Raw genomic sequence first — 24,420 nt, 5'->3', positions numbered from 1 at the left:
CCGGAATGGGGAGCCGGCCATGCATAGCGATGGAACTTCCTGCGAAACTTCAGCGAGTTGTCCAGCAGTCAGCATGCTTTTGTCGCGCCCGAGATCAGGACGCTCCGCGCCATGTGGAGCCGCCTTTCTGCGGACGGTTTCAGGCTCCGCCTCAGATCTCAAGGCGCCGCCTCCGGGGCATTCCCACAGGTCCCTTTGAGTAAAACCGGTCTTACAAGAGTAAGTCGTTTACCTACGGAATTCATCTTTCTCTCCTTTCAGAGCATGTTTTGCCGTCCTCTGGACGCCGGTCGTCCGAGGGTGATTAGATGGCTGGGCGTTGGTGAGACCATACGCGGGATCGGTCCCGCTTCGAGAGCAGGCTGGCGTCCGCGTGATTCGTCCAAGAGTTTGGACGAGCGCATGTTTCATGCACCGAAGCGCCTTGATTGAGCCGATCGGATTGCACAGAAACTGGCTGTAGATCGAATATTGCCTAGGAGAATCCGCTGCTTAGCCGAAAGGCACAGTTACGCCTCGACGGACCGTTGAATACAGTAGCGGTTTCAGCTAGATAGTATCAGGTGTTTGACATGCAGGGCCTCCGAAAAAGGTTCTGGTAGTCGGGTGGGTTAGTTTTTCGACGACAGGCCCGCCCGACTCACAACTAGGACCCTAGAGCAGTTCGCTCCCGCGAACAAGGGACTCTCCGTTGGACTTATTTACCATTTGAGGCTTTGATTTTGGTGGACGTCGGCGAACAGTTCGCGATGCTTCTGCTCTCTCTTGAGAAGAGGGTCCTGCAGAAAGAAGATGAGTTAGCCCAATTTCGCGTCCGCGCCGACCAGTACTGTCGCGATCAGGAAGCCGAAATCTCCAAGGCCAAGGCGCAGGTTGAAATCATTCGAGCCCAGATGCTTGAGGTGAAGAAGGAACCGCTCGTCGACAATCCCCTCGCCCCGGTGAAGGAGGAGAAGGCCCAACTGACTTCGACTGTTACTCAGTCTGATCGAATAAGAGACGCCGCAAAGGTCTTACTTCGCGAAGCCGGCGAGCCTGTCATGCAGCTTGAACTCAAGAAGCGGATGGAAGCCAAAGGCATTTACATTCATGCTCGGAATCCTGTCGATCTAATCCGTTCGGCCTTGCGGCGCAATCCTGAATTTAAGCATATTCACGCCCAAGGCTGGACGCTCACGGACGCCGACGCCTAAAGCGACACGGACGCTTAGCAAAAATAGTTGGGCCCCGGTCGGGACAGAGTTTGACATGGCGTAAGCCTTCGGGTGTGCTCCGAGTGCAAACAAGGCTCCCTGTCATGATTGAATTCGTCTCCACCACTGGTAACGGCACCGTGCAACACGAGGCCTTTTCTCACGGGCGTCCACTATGGGAAGGGGACGACCCGATTGCCCTCCTTGGCCAGGACGCCTATGCGACTTGGCCCTTGGGCGAAGCCGAACAGCTTGGCCGCTACCTCCAAAAACACAGCGACATCGTCGTGACGATGGAGTGGAACCTCTCCCAGGAGACTGGGGTGTTAGGAATAGCGATCGTCAAGCCCGACCACATAGATTTCTATGGATCCATCTTCTCGCTGTTTGAAAGCGGCCCCCTTGAGCAGGTCGCCCGGCAGTAAAACGCTCGCGTTTTTGACTCCTCTACTTCGTAAGAGGCAGAACGAAAGGAAGCGCTTGGCTATATGCTGCATCTCGCATTATAGTATTCTAATGTGCTGACGGAAAACTTCCCTGCCCATGGCATATCTCCGTGGGACACTGACACAGGGATCGGACCTCTGGGTGCTGGTCCCCTTTTTTCTGTCTGCGTGACTTCCATTCCGAGCTTGAATCCCAGCAACCGACGACACCGTCAGCCGGCGACTGTGAAAGCCGACCTCCGAGCCCAGATCACCACCTGACGAATCACCGCTCGACTGACTACAGTGCAATCCTTGAGAGCATTGGGGTCAGAAGTTTCATGCATATTGAATCAATTAGACTTCGTAATTTTCGCCGTCTTAAGGACGTACGTATCGATCTGGCCTCCGACATCTCTATCTTCGTGGGCGCAAACAATAGCGGTAAGACGTCTGCCACCCACGCGCTCCAGCTCTTTACGGCGGCTTCACGCGAGCGGTTCTCGCTTCACGATTTCAGCTCGGACTGTTGGATTGCCATCGATGCATTCGGCACCGGTGAAGTAGATGAACTGCCGACTATCTCGATGGATATCTGGTTCAACGTAGAGCCGGCAAACCTCCATCGGGTCGTCGAGCTCCTTCCCAGCCTCGCCTTTACGGGAAGCAAAGTCGGGATCCGAGTGTCGTTTGCCGCCTCTGATCCTGGTGCATTGTTGCAGAGCTTCCAGACAGCCCACGCCCTCGCGGCAGCGAACGTCCAGCCGGCAGCGAACGGCGCTGGCGACTATCACCCTTCACCTAGAACGCTCTGTGACTACCTTCGGGACGACGGAGGCGTCAGGCTGCGTCATGGTTTTGAATTACAATATCATGTTCTGGATCGGGCATGCTTCGACAACGATCTGCGCGAACACGCTGATTATGTCCCGCGACTGATCTCATCAGACAAGGGACGGAACGGGAAGGACATCCTGGCGAGCCTCGTCAAAGTCGACTTCCTGCATGCCCAACGCCACCTTTCAGACTCAGCAGGAGGATCGCGTGCCGAGGAGCTGTCACGTGTCCTCGGCCGTTTCTACCAGCGAAACCTGGAGCAAAGCTCCGCAGATTTCGAAGCCCAGCGTGCGCTTGCCGCTTCCGAGATGATGCTCAACGATCATCTCGGCCGTGTCTTTGGCCCGACCTTAGATCGTCTCTCGGAGCTCGGTTATCCGGGATTGGGGAATCCTCGCCTCCTAATCAAGACAGCGTTGAACCCAGCGACAATCATGAGTTCCCAGGATGGGACGAAGGTTCACTATGCGCTCGGCGATGAAAATGAACACGGCGTACTGCCGACGCTTCCCGATCGGTACAATGGCCTCGGTTTCAAGAACCTCATCTACATGGTCGTCGAACTCCTCGACCTCCACGGGAGATGGTTGGATATCGAGGAGAGCAGGCCGCCGCTCCACCTCGTGTTCATCGAGGAGCCGGAAGCTCACCTACACGTTCAGCTTCAGCAGGTCTTCGTCCGAAAGGTCCTGGATATCCTTAAGATCGACGGCGACGACGGGCTCTACTATACGAGCCAGCTCGTGGTCTCGACCCACTCGTCTCATATTCTCTACGAGCGTGGTTTCCGGCCGATCCGCTATTTCCGACGCATGCCCGGAGCAGCCGGACAGACGTCCGACGTACTCAACCTCTCATCGTTTTATGAAGATACGTCGCCGCGCAATCGGAATTTCCTCGAGCGATATCTCAAGCTCACCCATTGCGACCTGTTCTTCGCCGACGCCGCGGTGCTGGTCGAGGGCAATGTGGAACGCCTCCTGCTGCCACAGATGATTGCGATGGCGGCTCCCCGTCTGCGATCGGCATATCTGAGTGTCCTTGAGATCGGTGGAGCATTCGGGCACCGGTTCAAGAGCCTAATCGAATTCCTCGGCATCACAACGCTCATCATAACGGACATCGACAGCGTGCTCCCTGGTGCGCCCCCTGAGATAGAACCCGAAGATGACATTGCCGGACAAGAAGGTGAACCGCAGCCTGCCGTCGCAGAGAACCCTGCGGAAGCGGAAGCGGCTGCTATTGTCGCGGAAGAGGAAGAGCCGGAAGACGAGAATGAGGAGCCCGGCCCCGGCACCGCCTGCCTGGTTTCGATTGACGGCGCGGTCACGTCGAACCAGACGCTGATCAAATGGTTGCCTGGAAAGACGCTTATTGCGGATCTTCTGGCTGCCGATGCTAGCGACTGCACACAGACGAGAGCGGTTGAGCATGGGGCACTGGTACGGGTTTCCTATCAGACGAGCACCGAGGTTGTTTGGAGAGACGAGACAAGGACCCTCGCCGGACGCACATTGGAGGAAGCCTTCGCGCTCGAAAACCTTGTCTGGTCTCAGGATAAAGACCGTCAAAGCCTTAAGCTCAGGATTAGGGGGGCGGCCAAACTAGACCTCTTTGAAATCTCCGCTCGGCTTAACCGGAAAATCGCTGGCGCCAGCTTCGGCAAGACCAACTTTGCACTAGCTCTGCTCGAGCAGGATCCGAAGGACTGGTCGGTGCCACGGTACATCTTCGACGGCCTCAGGTGGTTGGAGAATGAAGTCATGCCACCGGAGGACGGCGGGGGCGACGCACGCGGAGACGCCGGGGAGCTCGAACCTTTCGGGGACATCTTCGAATGACCAGTCGAATTGGAAAACCGGACACGAAGGCCGACATCGAGCTGCGTACCGCGCTCGACAATCGGCCGCCCACAAACTTCGTGATGGTGGCAGGAGCCGGATCAGGGAAGACAACCTCGTTGATCAAGGCGCTGGCTCATCTCTCCCGAACGCGTGGGAACGAGCTTCGCATGCGCGGACAGCAGATTGCCTGCATCACCTACACGGACGTGGCTGTGAACGAAATCCGAAGCGACGTGGGCAACGATCTTCTTTGTCACGTCTCCACGATCCATAGCTTCCTGTGGTCGCTAATCCATACGTTCCAGACAGACATTCGCGATTGGGTTCTCTCGCGGATCGATGAAAAGATCACAGAGGGAAACGACCGGCTCGCCAAGCCGGGGACGCGTGCCGCGACCCGCCCTAAGATCGAGGCCGCGCTAGCTCGATATCAACAGCAGAAGGAGATTGTGCGTCGCCTGCAGAGGTTCACCTACGGAACCGGCAGCGACTATGGTCATGGCGTGCTGGGGCACCCGGATATAATCAAACTAGTCCCTGCCCTGATCGAGCAGAAGCAGCTCCTGCGAAACCTTCTGGCCGCACAGTATCCCGTTTTGTTCGTGGACGAGAGCCAGGATACGACCCCGGCCTTTATCGAGGCACTCCGGAAGGTCGCGCAAACGGTGGAACATCCGTTCTGCCTGGGATTTTTCGGCGATCCAATGCAGAAGATCTACACTGCGGGCGCTGGTGTGATCGATCGCGAGCAGGATTGGATCGAGATTCTAAAGCCGGAGAATTTTCGATGCCCACAGCGCGTGTTGAAGGTCATAAATGCTATCCGGGCGGAAGACGACGATTTGAAACAGGTGAGAGGCAGAACGATAAAAGTGGAAGATCAAGACGTCCCAGTGGATGGGACGGCGAGGATCTTTCTTCTGCCTGCAGATGAGGATCGCACCCGGCGCGTCGGTGAGGTTCGGAAGTATCTTGGCCACGTCAACGACGACCCTCTATGGGAGAGCGACCAGAAAGACGCAGATGTGCGGATGCTTGTCGTCGTTCATCGAATGGCAGCAAAACGACTGGGTTTCCCAAATCTCTATGCATCCTTGAATGACGAGGCGCCTGACAGCCTGAAGGACGGCCTCGTTGATGGCACCGCATGGCCGCTTCGTCCATTCATCACATACCTTCTGCCCTTGGCATCTGCCGTGCGAGCGGGCGACGACTTCGAGATCGTAACGATACTGCGCGAGAAGGGTCCGCTGCGTGATCCAGGAGCCGGTCAAAATGTAGCCGGCGTTCTCCGACAACTTCACGACGCGACACATGAACTCGATCGTCTTTTTTCCGAGCCAGCGACAACGATCAGAGAGATTCTGAACTTCGCGATAAATTCGTCGCTGATCGCTGTAGACGAACGGATGTCGCGACATCTTGCAGCCCCGGTAAACCCGGCAGATGAGCTTGATCCGGAGTACCTCCCGATGGTGGAATTCCTGGCCAGCCCGGCCATCGAGCTTTGGGGCTACCAGAAATACATCGAGGATCTGTCTCCCTTTGCTACCCAGCAGGGCGTCAAGGGGGCCGAATTTGACAGAGTGCTCGTCCTTCTCGACGACGAGGAGGGCAAGGGTCAGAACCTGTTCTCGTACGGCAAATACTTCGGCATCACTGAGCTGTCCGATACGGATGAACGCAATATCGCGGAACGCAAAGATTCCGTGATCGACCGTACAAGACGCCTTTTCTACGTCTGCTGCTCGCGTGCTGTTCAAGACCTGGCGGTGGTGATGTTCGTGCCAGATGTCACCGCGGCAAGGGCTGCGATCCTTAACAAGGGCTTCTTTCGACCCGAGGACATTCTGGAGGAAGGGTCACTTGCTGGCTAGGATGCCCTTCCGACGCCCTGGTCGCCATCACCGCAAGGCAACTTCGAGGGCCTCCAGGAACCGAGCGCCGTAGCGCTCCAGCTTCGTCGGACCAACGCCCGATATCTCCAGCATTTCGTCAAGCGTCGATGGCCGGCTTGTCGCGAATGCGATCAGGGTCGTGTCCGGGAAAATGACATAGGGGGCGACCCCGAGTTCCTTGGCAATGGCGAGCCGCTCCTGCCGAAGAACCTCGAAGACCTCCCGGTCGTCCGCGGACAGACCGGAGCGAGAGGAGTAGTTCGACGCCTCGACGCTACGTTTCGTGCCACGGGCCACGGACCGATCGCGACGAAGGGTCACCGACCTTTCCTTCTTGAACACTGCGGCGGCTGATTCCTGCAGCTTCATCGCGCCGAATTCATCATGCTCGACTCGAATAAGGTTCAAGGCGAGAAGCTGCCTGTATATCGACTGCCAGCTTGCAGCATTGAATTCCTTGCCCGCTCCGAAGACAGCAAGATCCACGTGTCCGAACCTCTTGGTCTTGTCGGTCGTTTTCCCGATGAGGACGTCGATGACATGGCCGACGCCGAACCTTTCGCCAGTCCGGTAGATGGCCGCGAGTGCCTTGATTGCTGCGTCGCTCCCGTCCCAGGTCTCGATCGGCTTCGTGCATGTGTCGCAATTGCCGCAGTTGCCAGGGTGTTGCTCGCCGAAGTGTCCGAGGATTGCCTGTCGGCGGCAGGCCGTCGTCTCGCAGATGCCGACCAGCGCGTTTAGCTTGGCGCGTTCGATCCTCTTTACCTGATCTGAAGCGTCACCCTCCTCGATCATCCGGCCGCGTTGAACAATGTCCTGCATGCCGAAGACCATGAACGCCTCGGACGGAAGGCCATCACGACCAGCGCGCCCCGTCTCCTGGTAGTAGCTTTCGATCGATGATGGCAGATCGAGATGGGCGACGTAGCGAACGTTCGGCTTGTTGATCCCCATCCCGAAAGCGACTGTGGCGACCAGACAAAGCCCCTCTTCAAGACGGAAGGCGTCCTGGTTGGCCGCCTTGACTGCAGGATCCAGCCTGGCGTGGTAGTGCTTTGCGCGGACGCCGTTCTCGTTCAACCACTCGACGGTCTCCTCGACCTTCTTGCGGGATAGACAGTAGACGATACCGCTTTCGCCTTCGTGCCTCTTCAAGAAGTCCAGGAGCTGGGCCCGCGGATTGCTTCGAGGGAGTATCTCGTAGCTGATATTCTTTCTATCGAAGCTGTCGACGTAGACCTCGGCGCCGGCGATGTTGAGCAGCTTGACGATGTCTTTCTGCGTGTGCGGATCCGCCGTGGCGGTGAGAGCGACGATCGGAACGCCGGGGTACATTTCCTTCAGGCGTCCAAGCGCCAAGTAGTCCTTTCGGAAATTATTTCCCCAAAAACTGATGCAATGTGCTTCATCGACGGCGATCAGGGACAGGCCGTCCGGTCCGAGCATCGACTGCAGTCCACCGGCCGCGACACGTTCGGGCGTGACGTACAACAGCTTCATCTCACCGGCACGCAGACGACGCCTGACCTCCGCTGCCTCCTCCGGGGCCTGCTCCGACCACAATGCGCCTGCGGCGACGCCCAGTTCCTTCAGTTCCTCGACCTGATCTCGCATGAGAGCCACGAGCGGCGACACGACGACCGCCGTGCCCGGCATGCAAAGTGCCGGGAGTTGAAAGCATAGCGACTTGCCCTTACCCGTGGGAAACAGAACAAGCGTATCGCGTCCCGACATCACGTTGTTAACAACATCAGCCTGCATCCCGCGAAATTCAGGATACCCCCATACGTTCCGAAGCACCTGCAACGGATCGACAAGTTCTGGAGAGTAAGTCATTCCAAATGTGTTGTTTTGCGACGTCGCCATTCCACCCGCTATATATCTTTGAAAAATCCGCGATCCTGGAATCGATCACCTCCAGGCTACCACGGCGGCGGTGCGTACGACTCGACCCGTTCATCCTATCAACAGCTTCTGACGCCGCAAGCGCATCGATTGCACTCGATGCGCCGTATACGGCGACTTCCGGATGGATCTTGATCGCACCATTGTTATACTCCGCTCCAATCCCTTATCGACATCCGGGCGGGACCTGATGAATCTCGGATCAAGCCTAGCCCTTATCGCGCGCTCTCAGGTGCTGGCACGCGACAAGGATTAGGAACGTCTGGGTGCAGATGTGCGCAAGGCATACGGCGTCACGGCTCCTGCATCGAAGTCCTCGACCTTTCGTTCCACATCCGCGACAGTCCGATTTACCTGTGTACAGCAGCAACCCGAAGTTTAACTTCTTGGGCTGCAATATATTGTAACCTTCAAAGAGATCGAAAGGATTCGATGCCGACCGTTACAGCAATCGAGTGGGACATCCTAGAGGCGCGCGTCCGCCGGACCGCTGCGCGTCATAAGCTGAGTTCGCAATCAACTTCGTTTCTCTATCTTGTGTTGGAGCAGTTCTTTCCCGATCGTGCCACGGACTTCCCGGAGATGGTTGTCGACGGCGGCAACGACCTGGGCGTCGATGCCATCGAGATCATAGAACAAGACGATAGCGCTGAAATCTTCATAATTCAGTCAAAGCACCGGACCTCGCACAAGACGACCGACAGGACCGTAAACGAAGGAGAAGCTCTGAAAGTGGTGCGCTTCGTGCAGGCGCTCTTTGACCAGGACCAGTGGCTTTCAGACCGAGGCAATCTGCAGGTCAGTGAGGCTGCAAAGCGTATTTGGGAACTGCATCGTAGCGGGGTAATTTGCCGCTACCGCATCGTATTCTGCACCAATGGCGCATGCTTACACGAATCTGCAGAAGCCCTGCTGCGTAGCGCAATCAAGAACCTGCCAAACGTTGTATTCGAACAGTACGCCGCACGCGACCTCCTCCGCGACCTGGGACAGTCGGCTAGTGGCCGGGAGTCTGGCGTCCTGCAGGCGATCGGGCGAGACACACTCGAGCGGATCGACGGCGACGTGCGAGGCGTCATCGCGTCGGTCGACGCAGCTTCCTTTGTTAAGCTGATCCAGACCGAGGACGGGAAGTCCGTCAAAAGACATCTTTTCAATGAGAACCTGCGTGTGTTTTTGGGCACCAACGGCGGCTACAACAGCAACATCATCGAGACCGCATCGTCGTCGGAGAGCTACCTTTTCTGGTACCTCAACAATGGCGTTACCATCACCTGCCGCAACTATTCTTTCAACAAGGCGCATGTCAGTCCTGTTATCAGGGTCGAGGACTTCCAGATCGTAAACGGAGCGCAGACTTCACACTCCCTGATGGAAGCGTATAGACGTTCCCCCGACGATCTCCGCAATGTCGTGATCCTCGTCCGCATCTACGCGACAGACCGAACAGACATCATCGAGCGCGTGGCCGTGGCGACAAACAGTCAGGCCCGCATACAGGCGCGAGATTTACGCGCAAACCACCCGGCGCTCAGGAACCTGGAAACCGCCTTCCGCGACAACGGCTACTTCTTTGAGCGGAAACGTAACTCGCATCCAGACGTCGAGCCGAGCAGGCGCATCGACGCACTTAAGCTAGGCCAGATCCTGCTGGCCTATAAGCTGAGGGAGCCCGATCGAGCCAAGGCAGATTCGGATTCGATCTTTGGCGACCGCTTCGGGTTAATCTTCCACGAGCACTATGGAATTAACGAGCTCTGCCGAATCTTCGAGCTTTATTCCATCATCGAGACGATGCGTGACGACCACATGATCAAGCAGCGTGACGCCAAGGACCGGCCTGGCGAGGCTCAATACCTCGTCTACGGCCACTGGTTCATCCTCTACGCTGCGTCGCTGATACTCACGCACTCCAAGAAGGAGATCCCTACAGGAGCTGCCGCGCAAGACCTCGTGCTCCAAGCCCTCTCGCTCGTAGCGCGCGCGTGCCGTCCGACCAAAACCGCCCATTATCAGCTCTTCCGCAGCTCGAAAACCAAGGAGCGGATCGTCGAGGAGCTGGACGGCCGGCAGATGACACTCTTCGACCAGCTTCAGCCCGAAAGCTGACGTCGCAGCCCCGGATATCCGTGGATTGGAGAGCCTCGATCCAACGTTTCTCAAGATCGACCGTCAGGCGTCGCAAGACAACTCTCGCCGGTCCCCGAAGGGCGTCAAACGTCCTGCGGCCCACAATGAACTGTCTTCAGCCAAGGCTCAATCTTGCCTCGCAGGGAGAACGGCTTAGATCCTGACCTTTACAGTGGATGAATACGAGTCGCTGTCCCAAAAACGTTCACCAAGCCCTTTGCTCTTGAAGAACGAAGATTCTTCAAATGGCACCGAAAGGAGCTGGCTGGCGTCCGCCGCGCTAAGTTTCTGGATTTCTTCGTCCACCTTATCGATAGCTCGCGCCCTTCGGTCAATTACGGACGGGATTGCAGTCTCCAGTAGATTTTTCATTATCATCACCACATAGAAGTCAACATGGGTGCGCTTGTGGACGAAGTTGAGTGAGTTGCTCTCGCCGTTTTCGATGTAAAGAAGCTTTTCGCTATTCCAGTTGCCATTGTCTTCCCCAAAGTGGGCAACACACTTGTCGCGCAATCTCACGATAACGTTGTGCGCGTCGCGCTGCTCGGGGCTGAACGCCCCCTCGAAACCGACTTTGAAGCGCTCACTCGAGGACGAGGATGCGCGGACGTAAAGAACGATAGCGTGAGTCAGCAGTGCAGGCGCTACGATGTCTTCCATCTCGGCCTTCAACTCCTTGCCTCGCTCGATCAGCGCATCGAGCGAATCTTGGACAGAGTGAAGGTCTAGGCTTACTGATTCTGCCGCCTGCGCCCGCTTTATAGCATTTATCAAAGGCTGGTATTGGGGGCCGATCAGCCTGAAGGCACCGGCAGTCAAATCGCATGCTTTCCTGTGCATAGGCTCCGCCGATCGTTACAACCAACTCAGATGAAAGATCGATAGAGTTAATGCAAACCTACCTCGTAGCAAAGACAGGACAACATCCCGGAGCTGACAAAGACGTTGCTATTGGACCGCCGTCCAGTCACCAACAGATTATGCCGAGGAGATTTCGTCGATCGCCGTCCTGCTCTCTGGCGAAATCGCCAGCGAGACCGCAATTCGACGGTCGCCATTGAAACCTACCTGAGATTGCAAGTGTCGACTGCTAAATGTATGCCGATCCGTGATCCGGACGAATCGCACTCCGGGTGGTCCATCGTCCTGGTGAGGAGTGAATATGCGCTACGTCGATCGGAGCAGGACGTCTGTACCGAAAGCACTGCTATCTGATCGAGTAAGAGCCGCGATCGAGGACGTGCAGCGATTTATGAGACGGTCGGAGGACGAAAAGGCACAGCGGCGGAGTCCATACGACGAATCCATCATTCACCGGTCCGAAGTTCCTCAGGCTCTATCTGAGCTCTTCTTCCATAAATGCGCCTACTGCGAGAGTCGCTCAGCCAACACGATCGACCACTTCCGCCCCAAATCTCTGTATCCGTGGCTCGCCTACGATTGGGAAAACCTCTACCCAACATGTTTCGAGTGCGATCGCAGAAAGGGTGGGGCATTTCCCATGGCGGCGGCGCCTGCCCCTCCATTTTCAACGATTGGAGAGGCCCGTGCTTTCGAACACGTCCTGTTTGTCGACCCGTGTTTCGACGATCCAAGGGCGCATCTGCGGTTCTGCTCTGATGGCCGCTATCAACCGCTGACGGACAAGGGACAAGGAACGATCGGGTACCTCGATCTCAACAGGAAGAACCTGGTTTGGAGGCGCAACGAGGTTATTGAAAGGATCATAACACGGCTCGAATTCGGTTTGCAAAACAGCCCTGCTCTGGAAACTTTTATCGAGCCGGAAGCAGAATTTTCCGGAGCGGCGACCCAGTACCTAAGTCTACTTCTCGAAACGGCGATCGGGCGTCGTCCTGCGTGGCGGAGATACGGTCCCTCGGGACAAAGGCTGATGCAGGAATTATACCGTGTCGAGGAGAATGCGCTTCGGAGCGCGGCCGCACAGTTACGAGAAGGGTCTGATGCCTTCGAGCCAGACTATAATCCTTCTCGGGTGATGAGACCGGCGCATGAGGTTCGACCTCCTGCTCCGGCTGCCATCAGCGTAGTCGAGATCAACAATTTCAAGAGTATTGGCAACCTAACCCTTCATGTTCCTCCTCTCAGAAAAGACAAAGGAACGGCCGGCGCGCTTATGCTTCTTGGTGAGAACGCGGCTGGGAAGAGTTCCGTACTTGAAGCCATAGCACTGACGATGCTTAGCGAGCGTGAATCCTCTGGTTTGGTCGAGGCGGAGGATCTGTTGCGTCGCAAAGGCGCGCAGCGGCTTGAGCTGGTAGACACTGAGCCGGTATCTGTGAAGATCAGCTTCCATGATCGTCCAGAGCCAGCAGTCTTGAATGTCGATCCGCTAAAGAGACGCATCGAAAGTACTCCTCAGCCGCGATCTGTCGTGATTGGCTACGGCCCCCGCCGCTATTCAAAGGACGGCGCGCCCTGGTTAAAGTCGAAATCTGCCCGCGTCCGGAGCCTCTTCCACCCAGCCGTTGCTCTTCCAGACCCGGCTGCGTGGTTGCGCGAGATCGCGGTGAGCGAGTCCAACAAGTTCAATGCGGTCGCCCGCGGGCTTCGGGAGATCCTTGCGCTTCGAGAGAGCGATGACCTCGTTCTCGATGAGCTAATGGGCGTTTGCGTGCGAGTGCAGGGTCGACTTGAACCCGTCGGCCGACTGAGCGAGGGATACCGCTCTCTGTTCGCCATGGCTGTCGACATTATGCGTGAACTTTTGCAAGACCAGCCTGAGCTGGAGAACGCTCGCGGCGTCGTACTGATCGACGAAGTGGAAACCCATCTGCATCCCCGCTGGAAAATGAGGGTTATGTCAGCTCTCAGACGCGCCATGCCCAATGTCACGTTCATCGCAACGACCCACGACCCATTGTGCCTCCGCGGCATGGAGAACGGTGAAGTGATCGTGCTTTTCAAAGACGTAGACCGACAAATCGCGGTGATGGAAGACCTCCCTGATATAACCGGCATGCGGGCAGAGCAAATCCTGACGTCGGATTATTTTGGGCTCAACAGCACAGCGGACCCCGAGATCGAGGCAAACCTGACTGACTATGTCGAGGCGCTAACCAGGGCGAACTCCGGAGACCAACGGGCTCAAGAAGATGCAAGCCGGCTTGGTCAAGCGCTTCGTAGCACTTTGGTTCTTGGCGACACGGCCGCGGATCAGATTATTCAGGAAGCGCTAGGCCGTTTCCTGTCGGAGCGACGAGACCTGCCTCCGATTGAAAGATCAAGCTCCAGAAAAGAAGTGGTGGAGCGCATGCTCGGTGCTTTCCGCAAACCTTTGGATGGCGCATGAGGTACGTTGACCGCTCTACGAGACCCGCGCCCGAAAGCTTGAGTGCTGCCGATGGCGGGGGACTCAAGGAATACGCCAAGGCGAAGGCGTACTATGCAAAGGTGCCGCCTCACAAGAAGGCGTATCCTTTCAAAGCCTATAAAGCTGACGACGTTGCGCTGGCCCTTCGCAACCTCTTTCACGGCAAATGCGCCTACTGCGAGCTTCGTTATGAGGGTGGCCAGCCGATGGACGTCGAGCACTACCGACCCAAGGGCGGCATTCAGGAGAGGGACGATCACCGCGGCTACTGGTGGCTCGCCGCCGATTGGAACAATCTTCTTCCATCCTGCATCGACTGCAACCGCCGCAGAGGTCAAATATCGGCGGACGCTGTCATGACGCTCGCCCAACTCGAAGCTGCGTTCGCGTCGATAGGAGATACGGAACCTGGCGGAAAGCAAGACGCCTTCCCTACCTTGGACGGTGTTTGGGCGGACCCGGAAATTGACCCGAACACCATAGAGAGCCCCGCGTTGATCGATCCCACCCGAACGGATCCAAAAAACCACCTGCATTGGCCGCAGGCTGATGTATCCGTGGTATTGCCGGTGGTCGATCTGCTTGGAAGCGAATGTCCCCGCGCAACTGCGTCCATCCTTATCTACGCATTAAACCGCATAGGGCTGGTACAAAGTCGGCTGGAAATCCGGCAGTCGTTTGACGCCCAAATACGCTTGATCCGAGAAGTGGCGACGGCAGCAATGGAGCTCGTTGACCCGCGCCGTGAGATATTCATGAAAATCGCGGAAGATGGAATTCTAAGCCTACGCCGCCAAACCGGGATCGAGCACGCTTTCTCAGCAATGCTTTCGGCGAGACTAGAAGCATTCGAAGCCGAATTCAGTACCCTGCTCGAAGCCGAACTGATTTGAATTGTTTTCTCGACTTGGGTGATAGATCTGTGATCTCTTCGAACCCATCCCGGCGTATTGCTCGACTTCTCAGAGGTTGACAACAAGAGTGACGAACGGGTTTCCCGGCATCTTCCAGGCGTTCGGCGACCGCCACGGCTCAGCCGTCATGACGCCGGACGGCGCCGTCCGGGCCCGGCTCTATTCGCCACATGTCAAGGCGAATCCGTAGACCTGGTCACGGTCGGCGGCGACGATATCAGCTACTGGTGGTCGGAATAGAGATAGTGACGCAGGCAGCGATAGCAAGGGTGGGCGCCTTGACGGTCGAAAAACGGACGACATCTCTCTGTCATGGCCCGCTTACCTTCCCCTCTATTCCCCGGACATCCCGATCGTTCCCTGAAGTGTCAGGAAGCGATGGACGACGCCTTCGCCATGGTCGCGTCGAGGCGGGCTGTAAACCGCAAGAAGTGGCGGCGGCGCTCGTCGATCTGGCGGACGACCACATGCTGGCGGTGCTTGCAACATTCCTCACAAAGGCTGTAGCTCAGCTCAATGGATCATCACTCAGCCGCTCCACGAGCTTCATCGTCGGTGATGTTGGGATGAGAAAATTGGAGCGCCGGAACGGCGGTAGACGAAGGCCGGTCATAATTTATGCTCGGTGCTTATAAGTCTTTTGGACCGACTGATCGTTTCAACATTTCGCGAGGAGCACATGGACGTCAAATATTTCGCCGACCTGCGCACTAACTTCATCAGAATGTACTATCGGGAGGGTTGCAAGCCGTTCATCGCGATCCAGAGAGCAATCGACGAAAAGATGCCGCCTTTCGACGAGCCGCCAAGCGAGTACGACATCGAAAGCGGCGAGCCGCCGTATCTTGTGGAATGGCTCGAGGCCGAGATGGCGCTCAATGTGCTGGGCTACTCATGTCTCTCGATGCTGTCGAACTCGCTTAAGATCGCCTTCATGAACTTTGAACGCGAGTTCAGATTCAAGCCGAGCGCCGAGGCGAAGAAGACCCTCTTCAAGCAGGGTTTCGTCACGGGCTACAAAGGCGTCCTCTCCGAGATCCTCGACACCGATTGGAGCGACTGCCCCGCAGACCTCGCGATCATCGAACAGGTGGTTCTGGCCCGCAACATCACCCAGCACATGGACGACTACTCGGGATTCGATGCCTACTACGACGAGACTACGATTCGGAAGCACCCACGCCTCTTCTTTGTAGGCGGCGACAAGGAAGAGCTTGACCCGGAGGATCCCTCCTCATGGTTCGGTCGCCGTGTTGAGGTCACCGAAACCGATCTTTTCCAAGCCATCGAGGAGGTAGAGAAGCTCGTCGAGTACATCGTTTGCCGCGAGGACAAGGCTTCCGAATGGCGAATGGGTAGACGCAATGAATCCTAGTCTCGCCTTGAAAACGTGCACCAGCCCGGCAGAACCCACGCCCCAGAGAAGAAGCTTCTGAACGAGCCATTGGCGCATCCATCGGAACACGAAGGCGGTTTTGATGCGAGTTCAGGCTGCGGGATGTCTCCCGTTGGCGTCCGTTCGATGATCGGCAACCGGTCGCCGTCTGAGACGGTTTCGTTCAATACCCGTATCTTCCGAAGCGAGACAGGGCGCTGGTTGACCCAGGCGTCCGGCATATCCTGTAGCGCGACGTGGTCCGGACCGTTGAAGACGATCTCGCCCGCCAGTTTCTCGAAGTCGAACTCGATGAAGATAAGGTGGTCGGCGCGGGCGTCTACCTTTCTGAAGACAGGACCGCGGCGGTTCCCGTTGCCTTGACCTGAACGGATCGTCCGTCCAGCGCATGACCGTCGATGCCGGTCCCACCGCCGGGCCTGAGGATCAGGCCGAAAAGCTCGGCCGCCACCGCTTCGCCGAGGTCGCCGACGAGTTTCCCGTCGAGAGTGAAGGAGAGGCCCGGCACGGCGTAGTGTCGTCGGACGCGATCACGCGCGATTACCAGTTCGGCGATGACGGGCGGCAATATGAACTTCGTCACTTTAGGTATCCAGCGACTCTTCCCATTCCGCCCCCATGACCCACGAGAGCGCCGACATACGCCCGCTCAGGAGTCCCCAGTCGAAATCGTCCCATCCAAGGTTCTTCTTCCCATACTTCCGTTCGATGCGGCGGGCGGCCTTCTTTGCGATCTCGAAGACCTTTTCTTGTTCCGGCTTTAGCGGCTCCTCGCCGCTTTCTATCTTTTCCACCCATACCATATGGCGGTTCCACCAGACCTTGTCCCAGAACTCGTTGTACGCCGCGAGGATGGCGGCGTCGTTGCGGCGAAGAACGATGGGCCAGAATTCGCCTTCGACCTCGTCGGACGGAATCCACTCGACCTTGTCGCCTTCCGGCGTGTAGCCGATCGAGTGACCGTTCGGTCCTTTTTCGCCAGCCTGCACCGGATCGTGCGTCTGTGCCTTCGTCCTGGAGATCCCGACTATAGTCTCACGGAACCGGTCAGCTTCCGCGGGATCGATACCGGCCGTCTTCAGAGCGATCATCATTTCCGTCAACTCACGCGCCTTCGACGGTTTGCGCGGCGTTCGGGTTGGTCGGTGCAGCGTCCGTACCAGGCTGGTGAGATGCTTGAAGAGTTGATGGGTGAGCTCGGCAGGGATTCCGAACGAGCCGGTCAGGGCCTCTTTGTAGGTGGTTGCCTGGAAGTCTTTCAAGTTCCCGAGTTGCGCGATGTCGATGGCGGACGGGCTGATCGCTCGCTCCGAGAAGTAGATCATCGCCGGCTTCCTTGCCGCTACGAAGCGGTCGATCTCCTCGACCGTTCCGGATACGGCGACGCCCGTATTGGTGCCGAGCCGCGTCCAGAAGAGACCGACGAGGATGTCGGCGCCGTCGACGATCTGCTGGTTGATGGCAGCCTGGGGACGTTGGTTGGCGACAGGGAACACGCTGGTCTCCCAGCGGACCGGCAGGAGCACCACGCCCTCCGCCTCAGCATGGATCGCATTCCATTCGGCAATGGCCGCCTCGGCGGCGTCGCGCTCTTCCTTGAGATCCGATGGAGAGGCGATGAGCACCTTCAATGTCGTGGAAGCGAATGCCATGTCGGATCCTTGGATAGCCCTCGAATCCATGCCAGATGAACAAGCCGCCATCCAGAGGCTGAAGGATTTGCTGGTGCTTCCGTGCGCGTTTTCAACCGGTTTGTGACCGGGTCGAACTACATTATCTCCGCTCCTGCTGCGTTGGGAGTGATAGTTTCGATGAAGAAGTCGTAGCCTACGGAAACACAGGCTGGTTCGTCAGTGCCGACGAAGATCTCGTCTGGCTCCGGGACGATGCTCTTGAGACGTATGATATCTGTTGACCTCCGGTCGAGGTCCGTGACTTCCTCTAACGCGAGACACACCAGAGGCTGCCATGTATCGCTTCTCCATCATCTTCGCAGCATGTGTATTCGCCACGTCGGTCGTCGCTGCGGACTTCAAACCGTACGAGAACGGCCGCTTCGGCTACGTGATCGACCTTCCATCAGACCTCAAAACGGTTCAGACGCCCGACAACGGCGACGGGATTGGTCTCAAAAGCGCCGATGGGACGGCGAAGCTGTCGGTCTGGGGCAACTATCTGACGGAAGGCGGCTTCAGCCAGGAGAGTGACCTACGGAAGAAGTTCCAGACTGAAGACGGCTGGAGGTTCACCTACGAAAAGCGCGGCGCATCATGGGCGAGCTTTTCGGGAACCAAAGGTGACCGGATCATCTACATGCGGCAGATCGCGCTCTGCGGCGACGCAATGGGGAACTTCACCCTCGAATACCCCGCCGCACAACAGAAGCGGTTCGGGCCGCTGGTTGACAGGATGGTGAAGACGCTTAAGGCGCCGAAGCACTGCGACTGAGAGCCGCCGGCTGAGTCACCGCTGAGCGTGCCGCATTGCGCGCCAGAATGTCGGAAAGTTTGTTGCCCGCAGCCCCGGAATCCCTTGCGCCATTGCACTACCACATGCGGATGCCGCTCCAGAAGGGCATCAAAGCTGCTGCCAGATTTCCATCTGGGGGATCGCCCGGCGACGCACGTGCGGGTTCGGAGTGATCCGCTTCCAGCCGTTGGTGCGCCAGATGGACCTCCATCGGCGAAAGCCTTCTATGACGTGGGCGGCGTCCGTCCAGAGCGTGACCGACCGTGCCGGGGCCTCGGCGGCGATCAAGGCCATCGCGTTCAGAACGGCGAGGTTCGACCGCCTTACCTGAGGCGACGTACGCCTGGCGGCCACCGTGATAGACGACTAACGCCCGTCCTCCGGAGCGGGGGGCGGCGTCGAAGGAGCCGTCGGTGTAGGCGTGAAGCGCGTCGGTGATGCGGAGGGCATAGCATTAATAGGGAACCGATGGCGATACGACACCAGAGTTAACGGTGATTACGGCCGTAGACACCAGCCATTGGGGACGTTCCTTGCGCTAAATGTCTGCATTCAACGGCGCAGGATTGGCCGGTATCGACATGTTGGGAGCAGGTTGGGCCCGGACGTCTCGTTGTTGATCATTGAGGTGCACCATGAGAGGCCTGCGTGAACGAGAGGCCTTGCCAACCAAGATTCCGTGGCGCGCCTTCAAGGTTGGCAGCGCAGTAACGTGGTACGATCCCATGTAGTTCTTCAGGAAGTCGAACCCTGTTTCGTCGAATGCCTGGAAGGACACGACAGTGTTGCATTGATTTAGAACGCTCTTCGTGACGTTGGCAGTGCGTTGCGAGACGATCAGAAATCCTAGCCCGTATTTCCTTGCTTGGAGTACGATCTGAGCAGTCCGGTTGACATTGTCCCTCAGGTTTTGCGTTGGATTGAAGTTCCACTCGGGAACAAGGAGATGAGCTTCCTCGAGAACGACGAGGACTTTCGGCCGGGGGTTCAAAACATCCGCGTCTTGTCGGTGCGCCTTGCACCACTCTAAACAGACCTGCGCCACCTCGAGCGTCTGGTCTATTGGATTCCGCTCCGAAGATGCTGTCTCAAGGATACCGATAGAGTGCGCGTTCGAATTAAGAAGAGCGCGCAAGGCGCCCGTCGTCGGGACCATCACGGCATCATGAAGGTACCTTTGGTAGTCGCCCGTAGGGTCGACGCAGATCGTCTTGATGCCTTGCTGGGCGCATTGTTCGATCAGAGCGTACGTCAGAAAAGACTTTCCGCTGCCTGTGACTCCCAGAACGGCGGAGTGGTAGAGCACGAGGTCGTGTGTATCAACAACGACCTTGTAGTTCGAGTTCGGCACGTTCCCGACAAACATCTCAGAAACCGAAGGTGCATAGACAGGGGCCGGCTCGTCCTGATCCATCAGGAAGACCGGCGCTCGTTCACGCGCGACCCAGTCGTGGGTGTCGAACCCGCCCCGCTGCTGGTCCCAGCGTCCGATCTGTTCTGCCTCGCCCTCGACGTATGCGCGCTCCCCGCCGGTGAGGGCGATCTCTTCGTTGATCCGCCCGTCGAACACCTGATAGAACACATTGCTGTTGCCGCTGCCGACACGGAGCATGGAACCCGCCTTTACGTTGGGAGACCCGAACAGCTCGAACTTCACCTGCGAGATGGTGCTTCCCTTGGCGACGGTACCGACGACTTTAGCCAAGGTGGCGACTTCAGCGTCATCTATGGGTGGCTGAACGGCTTGTCTCTCGTCGTCGCTGACGGTGACCATCAGCGAGTTCTCGTTGAGTTGGGCCTCCGCGACACTGCTCCTGATGAGGGCGATAGCAATGCGCGTCTCCGACGCTGAAGACCTTTCTCCGATGACGATCCCCATGCAGTGGCATGGACTCGCACCGGATTGGGTGAAGCCCACAAGCTGGTGCAAACGCGTTCTCGTGTCTCCGATTCGGGTGCAGAACACGATGGACGGCGCAAGGAAGGAATGGGTGACTCCGAGCACCTTCCGGTCCGGATAGTTTCTCGATTTCCGAATAGTGCGGGCCAACGTTGGAAGCTGCAAGTTGGCTGCAAGCAGGATGAACCCCCAGGCGATCACAAAAACCTTCGTCTGAAGATTGTCCACGTCGAAGTAACTGATGATCGCAAGGATGAAAACCAGCGAAAAGATGACGTCGGCTTTCCCTAGAGCGACCGCTGTCTGATATATCAAAGATCGTATCCTGCTCTCCTCCCGCCGCGCCTCCATGCCGAGATCCCAGGACAGGCCGACTGCAGCCGCTCCGAGAAAAAATGAGCCCCAGCGGAGCGCCTCCCACCATTCGCGGTGTGGAGGAGACGTCAGCGATGAAACACCGACGAACACGGCAACGCAGTTTAGCAAGACGTCGTTCGGTTTAGTGAACCGGTACTCCGTTACGAATCTTCCTAGAAGCAGCGTGAATAGCCCGGCGTTGAACCAAATCGAGTCAGCGCCTGACGGCGGAGCGAACGTTCCGGTGTGCAGCCATAACAGGGCGAGGATTAGCACCATCCCGGCGCAAAATCCGAGTAAGCCGTAGTTCTTGTTCATGGAGTCGGGTTTGCCTCCGCGGATGGTCTACCGGGGATCGTCTGCACGATTCCCGCGATGAGCCGGTTCATCTGGGAGCCATTCTTAAAATAGTCGAGTAGATAATTCCTCACCTGCTTGTCCATCGCGCGGGATCCGACAGCCGACGCCCATGCGAGCCAGTCGGAGCGCCCTTCGCGCAGAAACGACTCGCGCATCTCCAGCAGGCCATACCGCAGGTCAGCGATCTCCAAAATCTTCGCACGAGAGACGTCGGTAGCACTTGGGTGATGGTACAGCGCGTTTATGATCGCCGGCGCGCGGCTTGTATCGAGCAGGTATGCCTCCAGCATCACGCCAAACCAGAACAATTGGTATTCGCCGACATGACGTCCGCTTGTCACCACCCTCAACACGATTTCCGCTACCGAATCCTTGTCCTTCGCCTCAGCGCAGAGCCCGTAGAAGTTCTTCGCAAGGTGGGGAAATCCTTCGGCGAACAACCCAAGGAACTCCTCCATGACCTCCACGTGGTCGCGCATGACGATCATGATCAGTTCAGCGTCATCCTCGGAAAGATCACCTTCCCTGAGGATGGAAAGTATGAATTCGATCTCCTCCTCATCGAGCGCAGCGCCAGCGTCATTGCCGTCGTCGTCATTGCGACCATCATCGTCATCAGCGTAGTTCGTGATTATCAGATGGCGCCGCCGTTGAAGCAGGCGCTTCTTGATCTCGTTCAAATGCTCGTCGGCCTCATCGGTTTGTGGCATACCTCCAGTCCTTGTCTTGCTGGAATTTACCGAGAGTCCCTTGAGACCCAGCAGCCGTTGAATTTCGTCGAAGTCCGACTTCAGATCCTCAAGCTTGTTGCCGAAGAGATAGATGTCGTCCATGAAGCGGACGATTAGGGACGCCTTGACCATTGACGAATCCTCAATGAAGCGCAAGAAGTCGTTGCCAATCATTTTCGCTGGGAAGAGACCGTGAGGCAGACAGTCCATCGACCTGCCTGCATTCGTCTCCCTGAAGAACTTGCCGAATGCCTCGACTGTCTTCGGGTCGGACTCAAGCGCGGCAAACCAGGCATGCAGATCGTGTTGATAGACGTTGTTGAAGTAGGACGCGACGTCGAAGGAGATGAACTCCTCGAAGCGGAAGGTTCCGTCCCAGACGGCCTGCTTGAAGTCGGCATAGCTTTTGGACGGAGAGAGCGGACGCCCGTCCTGAAAGCGGTACCCGAAGTGCTGTCTCGTAGCCCGGTGCGGCTTCCGGAATATCCTCCGAGAGCTGAACACTAGGTGGTAGAGGTAATACTCGGCCACGGGGTCGAGCTTCACTGTGCGTCGAAGGTGGATTGCGTCCTTATTAGCGTGAACCCTCCGCTGAGGGAGGAATGAGCCGCCTCCGTCCACGAGTTCTTGCGCGTACGCAAGTAGTTCGTTGGCGCCGTATTCGACAAGGATCTTGTTCGTAGTCAGAGGAAACAGCGTCCGAGGGAAGTCTTCGAGAAAGAATTCTTTAGACGCATATGATGGCGGCCTTCGTACCTTGGCCAAGTGTCTGTTCCTCCTGACATCTCCCTACTACAAGCTTTCCTAGCATTATCAGATTGCACTAACAATCTAGGCGCATTGCGGCGCTTCGCTAAGGACTTCGCGCGTACAAATCCGCAGATATCCCACCCCTCGACAATCGCGTCATTGACATCCGCCTGCTTCGCGCCTTGCACGACCAGGGAGTCGATGCTGAGACGCCCCGCTCCACCGAGCGGGGACGTCTCCCCCTGTCAATCCCTGTCAGCTTGCCGGATTGCGCGCCGTGACGATCCAGGCCGCGCCATCGATCATCACCGACCGATCACCGGGGCAGTCCGCGAAGGTGGCGCGAACCGCGGCCGAGGCGCGGGCACGGATGTCGTCGGGCTGATCAGCGAGCGCGCGCGACAGCGGGCCGACCTCGAGTGTCATCTCCACCGCGTCGTCGATCGCCGCGTCCCGCGTCTCCCCCTCGCCGATCGGGATAGACGCATCGAATGGCGCGATAGCAACATCGGCGAAGCCAGCCGCCGTCAGGATACGCGCCACCCGTCCCTGGTCGCCGAACGAGAATGGGCCGGGCGCTTCGGGATCGGGCGGCGCGGTCGGCGGGACGATGCCCTTGATCGCGCCCATCGGCAGGCGCACCCAATCGTTTTCGGCCATGCCGCGCCAGCAGACGAAAGCGACCCGCGCGCCCGGCTTGAGCGCACGGCGCATATGCGCGAACGCCGCTGTAGGATCGTCAAAGAACATCACTCCGAAGCGCGAGAACAGGATGTCGAACGCACCCTCGGGCAGCTCGGTGCTGCTGGCGTCGGCCACCTGGAACAGGGCCGGCGTATCCTGCGGCGCAAGCGCGCGCGCTCTGCCGATCAGCGGTTCGGATATGTCAACGCCCAGCACATGGCCCCCCGCGCCGACGCGGGCGGCCAAATCCAGACTAGACGCCCCCGCGCCGCAGCCGACGTCCAGCACACGTTCGCCGGTGCCGGGCGCGGCGGCTTCGATCGCGGCCTGGCCGAACACCGCCATCATGGCATCGAGCCGGGCCTGGTAAGCGACCCAGCGCTCCCCGCTTTGGCCATTCCAGTCGGCTACCTGATAAACATTTTTCTCCTCTGCCATGCCATATCCTTGTTCTGATCCGTTCTTAACCAGCCTATCCGGCCGCGTGGTCGTTGCCACCGTGCGCGGCGATGAACATGGCGACGGCCGACCGGCAATAGGATTCGATTTCGTTGTCGTCCTCTGCTCTTGCTTGATCGAAGCGTGCAGTAATCAGGAGATCGGATCCTTTGAAGAGCGCGCCAAACAAGCGGGCGGACTGGAGAGGATCGGGCACGTTCAGAACCGCCTTCGCGTGCAACTGACGCAACAGGGCCTCGATTTGGGCGATGATATGGGCGGGGCCGACGTCGTAATAGCGCTTGCTTAACGACTTTTGATTTGTCTTGTCGGCCATGACCATGGCTTCGACACTGCGGACCTCCGGGTTCAACAGCGTGCGAAGCAGGGATGCCCCCACCGTCATGAGCTGCTCTTCGGCTGAACCGTCGACGCCTTCAAAAAGGGCCTGTGGTGCAAACTGATGGCAGCGGGCCGCGATTGCCGCGCTGAACAGCGCCTCCTTGTCCTCGAAGTGCCGATAGATGCTGAGCTTGGATATTTTCGCGCGCTGGGCAACCTTGTCCAATGTCGTCGCTTGAAACCCCAATTCCACAAAGAGCTCGTACGCTGCGTCGAGTATCGTTTGGCCGAGCGCTTGGTTGGTGGGCCGGCCGCGTCGACCCTGGCTTTTTTCAGTCACGACAATTAAGATCCTTGACAGTATCGTTATTCTTGAATTACGATAACACGCAGTATCCGAAATATGCAAGCCAAAGAGTGGATCTTATCCTGTCCTCCAAATCAAGTTTCCCTTGGCCGCCTGGCGATATCGAACGCGTATCGCTGGACGAAATTACGCGCAGGGCTCAG

19 protein-coding genes are annotated in these 24,420 nt (G+C 57.7%); 11 read left to right on the top strand and 8 right to left on the bottom strand.

All coding sequences use genetic code 11. The features are described from left to right. Positions 1-722 precede the first annotated feature (722 nt). The 4 genes from RCCGE510_RS11030 to RCCGE510_RS11015 all read left to right on the top strand — a co-directional run bounded on the left by RCCGE510_RS11030 (position 723) and on the right by RCCGE510_RS11015 (position 6,176). Positions 723-1,193 (top strand): hypothetical protein, encoded by a 471-nt coding sequence (locus tag RCCGE510_RS11030; RefSeq protein WP_037078339.1) that lies wholly within the window; start codon positions 723-725, stop codon positions 1,191-1,193. A gap of 104 nt (positions 1,194-1,297) precedes the next feature. Further along, positions 1,298-1,618, top strand: coding sequence for a hypothetical protein (locus RCCGE510_RS11025; RefSeq protein ID WP_007629894.1), 321 nt, complete (start codon positions 1,298-1,300; stop codon positions 1,616-1,618). 341 nt (positions 1,619-1,959) lie between these two features. After that, positions 1,960-4,296: an ATP-dependent endonuclease gene (locus RCCGE510_RS11020; RefSeq protein WP_007629890.1), complete on the top strand. Its 2,337-nt coding sequence runs from the start codon at positions 1,960-1,962 to the stop codon at positions 4,294-4,296. Continuing rightward, positions 4,293-6,176 carry a UvrD-helicase domain-containing protein gene (locus RCCGE510_RS11015; RefSeq protein ID WP_007629888.1) on the top strand — a complete coding sequence of 628 codons (1,884 nt, stop codon included), beginning with the start codon at positions 4,293-4,295 and terminating at the stop codon, positions 6,174-6,176. The genes RCCGE510_RS11020 and RCCGE510_RS11015 overlap by 4 nt, the downstream gene beginning before the upstream one ends. Before the next feature lie 27 nt (positions 6,177-6,203). On the opposite strand, the gene recQ is transcribed toward RCCGE510_RS11015, so the two are convergent. Then, on the bottom strand, positions 6,204-8,063 hold the full coding sequence (gene recQ / locus RCCGE510_RS11010) for a DNA helicase RecQ (RefSeq protein WP_037078334.1): 1,860 nt from the start codon (positions 8,061-8,063) through the stop codon (positions 6,204-6,206). A gap of 471 nt (positions 8,064-8,534) precedes the next feature. On the opposite strand from recQ, the gene RCCGE510_RS11005 reads away from it, so the two are divergent. Then, a complete protein-coding gene (locus RCCGE510_RS11005) occupies positions 8,535-10,211 on the top strand; it encodes an AIPR family protein (RefSeq protein WP_007629884.1) in 1,677 nt (558 codons plus the stop codon). A gap of 174 nt (positions 10,212-10,385) precedes the next feature. Here RCCGE510_RS11005 and RCCGE510_RS11000 read toward each other — a convergent pair whose 3' ends face one another. Then, positions 10,386-11,054: a hypothetical protein gene (locus RCCGE510_RS11000; RefSeq protein ID WP_157179894.1), complete on the bottom strand. Its 669-nt coding sequence runs from the start codon at positions 11,052-11,054 to the stop codon at positions 10,386-10,388. A 343-nt stretch (positions 11,055-11,397) separates the two neighbouring features. Here RCCGE510_RS11000 and RCCGE510_RS32885 point away from each other — a divergent pair, with 343 nt between their 5' ends. The 4 genes from RCCGE510_RS32885 (at position 11,398) to RCCGE510_RS10985 (ending at position 15,858) form a co-directional block, all read left to right on the top strand. Continuing rightward, positions 11,398-13,548, top strand: coding sequence for a retron system putative HNH endonuclease (locus RCCGE510_RS32885; protein WP_007629882.1), 2,151 nt, complete (start codon positions 11,398-11,400; stop codon positions 13,546-13,548). Continuing rightward, entirely contained in the window at positions 13,545-14,462 is a 918-nt protein-coding gene (locus RCCGE510_RS10990) for an HNH endonuclease (RefSeq protein WP_007629881.1), read from the top strand. The genes RCCGE510_RS32885 and RCCGE510_RS10990 overlap by 4 nt, the downstream gene beginning before the upstream one ends. 88 nt (positions 14,463-14,550) lie before the next feature. Continuing rightward, positions 14,551-14,673, top strand: coding sequence for a hypothetical protein (locus RCCGE510_RS35965; RefSeq protein WP_007629880.1), 123 nt, complete (start codon positions 14,551-14,553; stop codon positions 14,671-14,673). A gap of 489 nt (positions 14,674-15,162) precedes the next feature. Further along, the gene (locus tag RCCGE510_RS10985) at positions 15,163-15,858 is read left to right on the top strand and encodes a hypothetical protein (RefSeq protein ID WP_007629879.1); all 696 of its coding nucleotides are present in this window, start codon (positions 15,163-15,165) and stop codon (positions 15,856-15,858) included. Positions 15,859-16,198: 340 nt separating this feature from the next. Here RCCGE510_RS10985 and RCCGE510_RS35555 read toward each other — a convergent pair whose 3' ends face one another. Together RCCGE510_RS35555 and RCCGE510_RS10975 are read right to left on the bottom strand one after the other, a co-directional pair. Next, positions 16,199-16,462 (bottom strand): hypothetical protein, encoded by a 264-nt coding sequence (locus tag RCCGE510_RS35555; RefSeq protein WP_037078331.1) that lies wholly within the window; start codon positions 16,460-16,462, stop codon positions 16,199-16,201. Between the two features lies 1 nt (position 16,463). After that, positions 16,464-17,504: a DUF4062 domain-containing protein gene (locus RCCGE510_RS10975; RefSeq protein WP_240539647.1), complete on the bottom strand. Its 1,041-nt coding sequence runs from the start codon at positions 17,502-17,504 to the stop codon at positions 16,464-16,466. Between RCCGE510_RS10975 and RCCGE510_RS35550 the strand changes: the two genes are divergently transcribed. Together RCCGE510_RS35550 and RCCGE510_RS10965 are read left to right on the top strand one after the other, a co-directional pair. Further along, positions 17,497-17,637 (top strand): hypothetical protein, encoded by a 141-nt coding sequence (locus tag RCCGE510_RS35550; protein WP_240539646.1) that lies wholly within the window; start codon positions 17,497-17,499, stop codon positions 17,635-17,637. The two genes, RCCGE510_RS10975 and RCCGE510_RS35550, sit on opposite strands and share 8 nt — an antisense overlap. 210 nt (positions 17,638-17,847) lie before the next feature. Continuing rightward, entirely contained in the window at positions 17,848-18,327 is a 480-nt protein-coding gene (locus RCCGE510_RS10965; RefSeq protein ID WP_007629871.1) for a hypothetical protein, read from the top strand. Positions 18,328-18,886: 559 nt separating this feature from the next. Here RCCGE510_RS10965 and RCCGE510_RS10960 read toward each other — a convergent pair. The 4 genes from RCCGE510_RS10960 to RCCGE510_RS10945 all read right to left on the bottom strand — a co-directional run bounded on the left by RCCGE510_RS10960 (position 18,887) and on the right by RCCGE510_RS10945 (position 24,250). Then, positions 18,887-20,923 (bottom strand): DUF87 domain-containing protein, encoded by a 2,037-nt coding sequence (locus RCCGE510_RS10960; protein WP_007629870.1) that lies wholly within the window; start codon positions 20,921-20,923, stop codon positions 18,887-18,889. Continuing rightward, on the bottom strand, positions 20,920-22,461 hold the full coding sequence (gene drt5, locus RCCGE510_RS10955) for an antiviral reverse transcriptase Drt5 (RefSeq protein ID WP_007629868.1): 1,542 nt from the start codon (positions 22,459-22,461) through the stop codon (positions 20,920-20,922). Before drt5 ends, RCCGE510_RS10960 begins: the two co-directional genes overlap by 4 nt. A 240-nt stretch (positions 22,462-22,701) precedes the next feature. Then, entirely contained in the window at positions 22,702-23,568 is an 867-nt protein-coding gene (locus RCCGE510_RS10950; protein ID WP_007629867.1) for a class I SAM-dependent methyltransferase, read from the bottom strand. Between the two features lie 34 nt (positions 23,569-23,602). Continuing rightward, positions 23,603-24,250 (bottom strand): TetR/AcrR family transcriptional regulator, encoded by a 648-nt coding sequence (locus RCCGE510_RS10945; RefSeq protein WP_037078328.1) that lies wholly within the window; start codon positions 24,248-24,250, stop codon positions 23,603-23,605. Positions 24,251-24,420 lie beyond the last annotated feature (170 nt).

The organism is Rhizobium sp. CCGE 510 (genome assembly GCF_000292525.1).
In the GTDB taxonomy this organism is placed as follows: domain Bacteria; phylum Pseudomonadota; class Alphaproteobacteria; order Rhizobiales; family Rhizobiaceae; genus Rhizobium.
The sequence above is the reverse complement of the archived record's forward strand: the minus strand, read 5'-3'. Positions and strand labels throughout refer to the sequence as shown.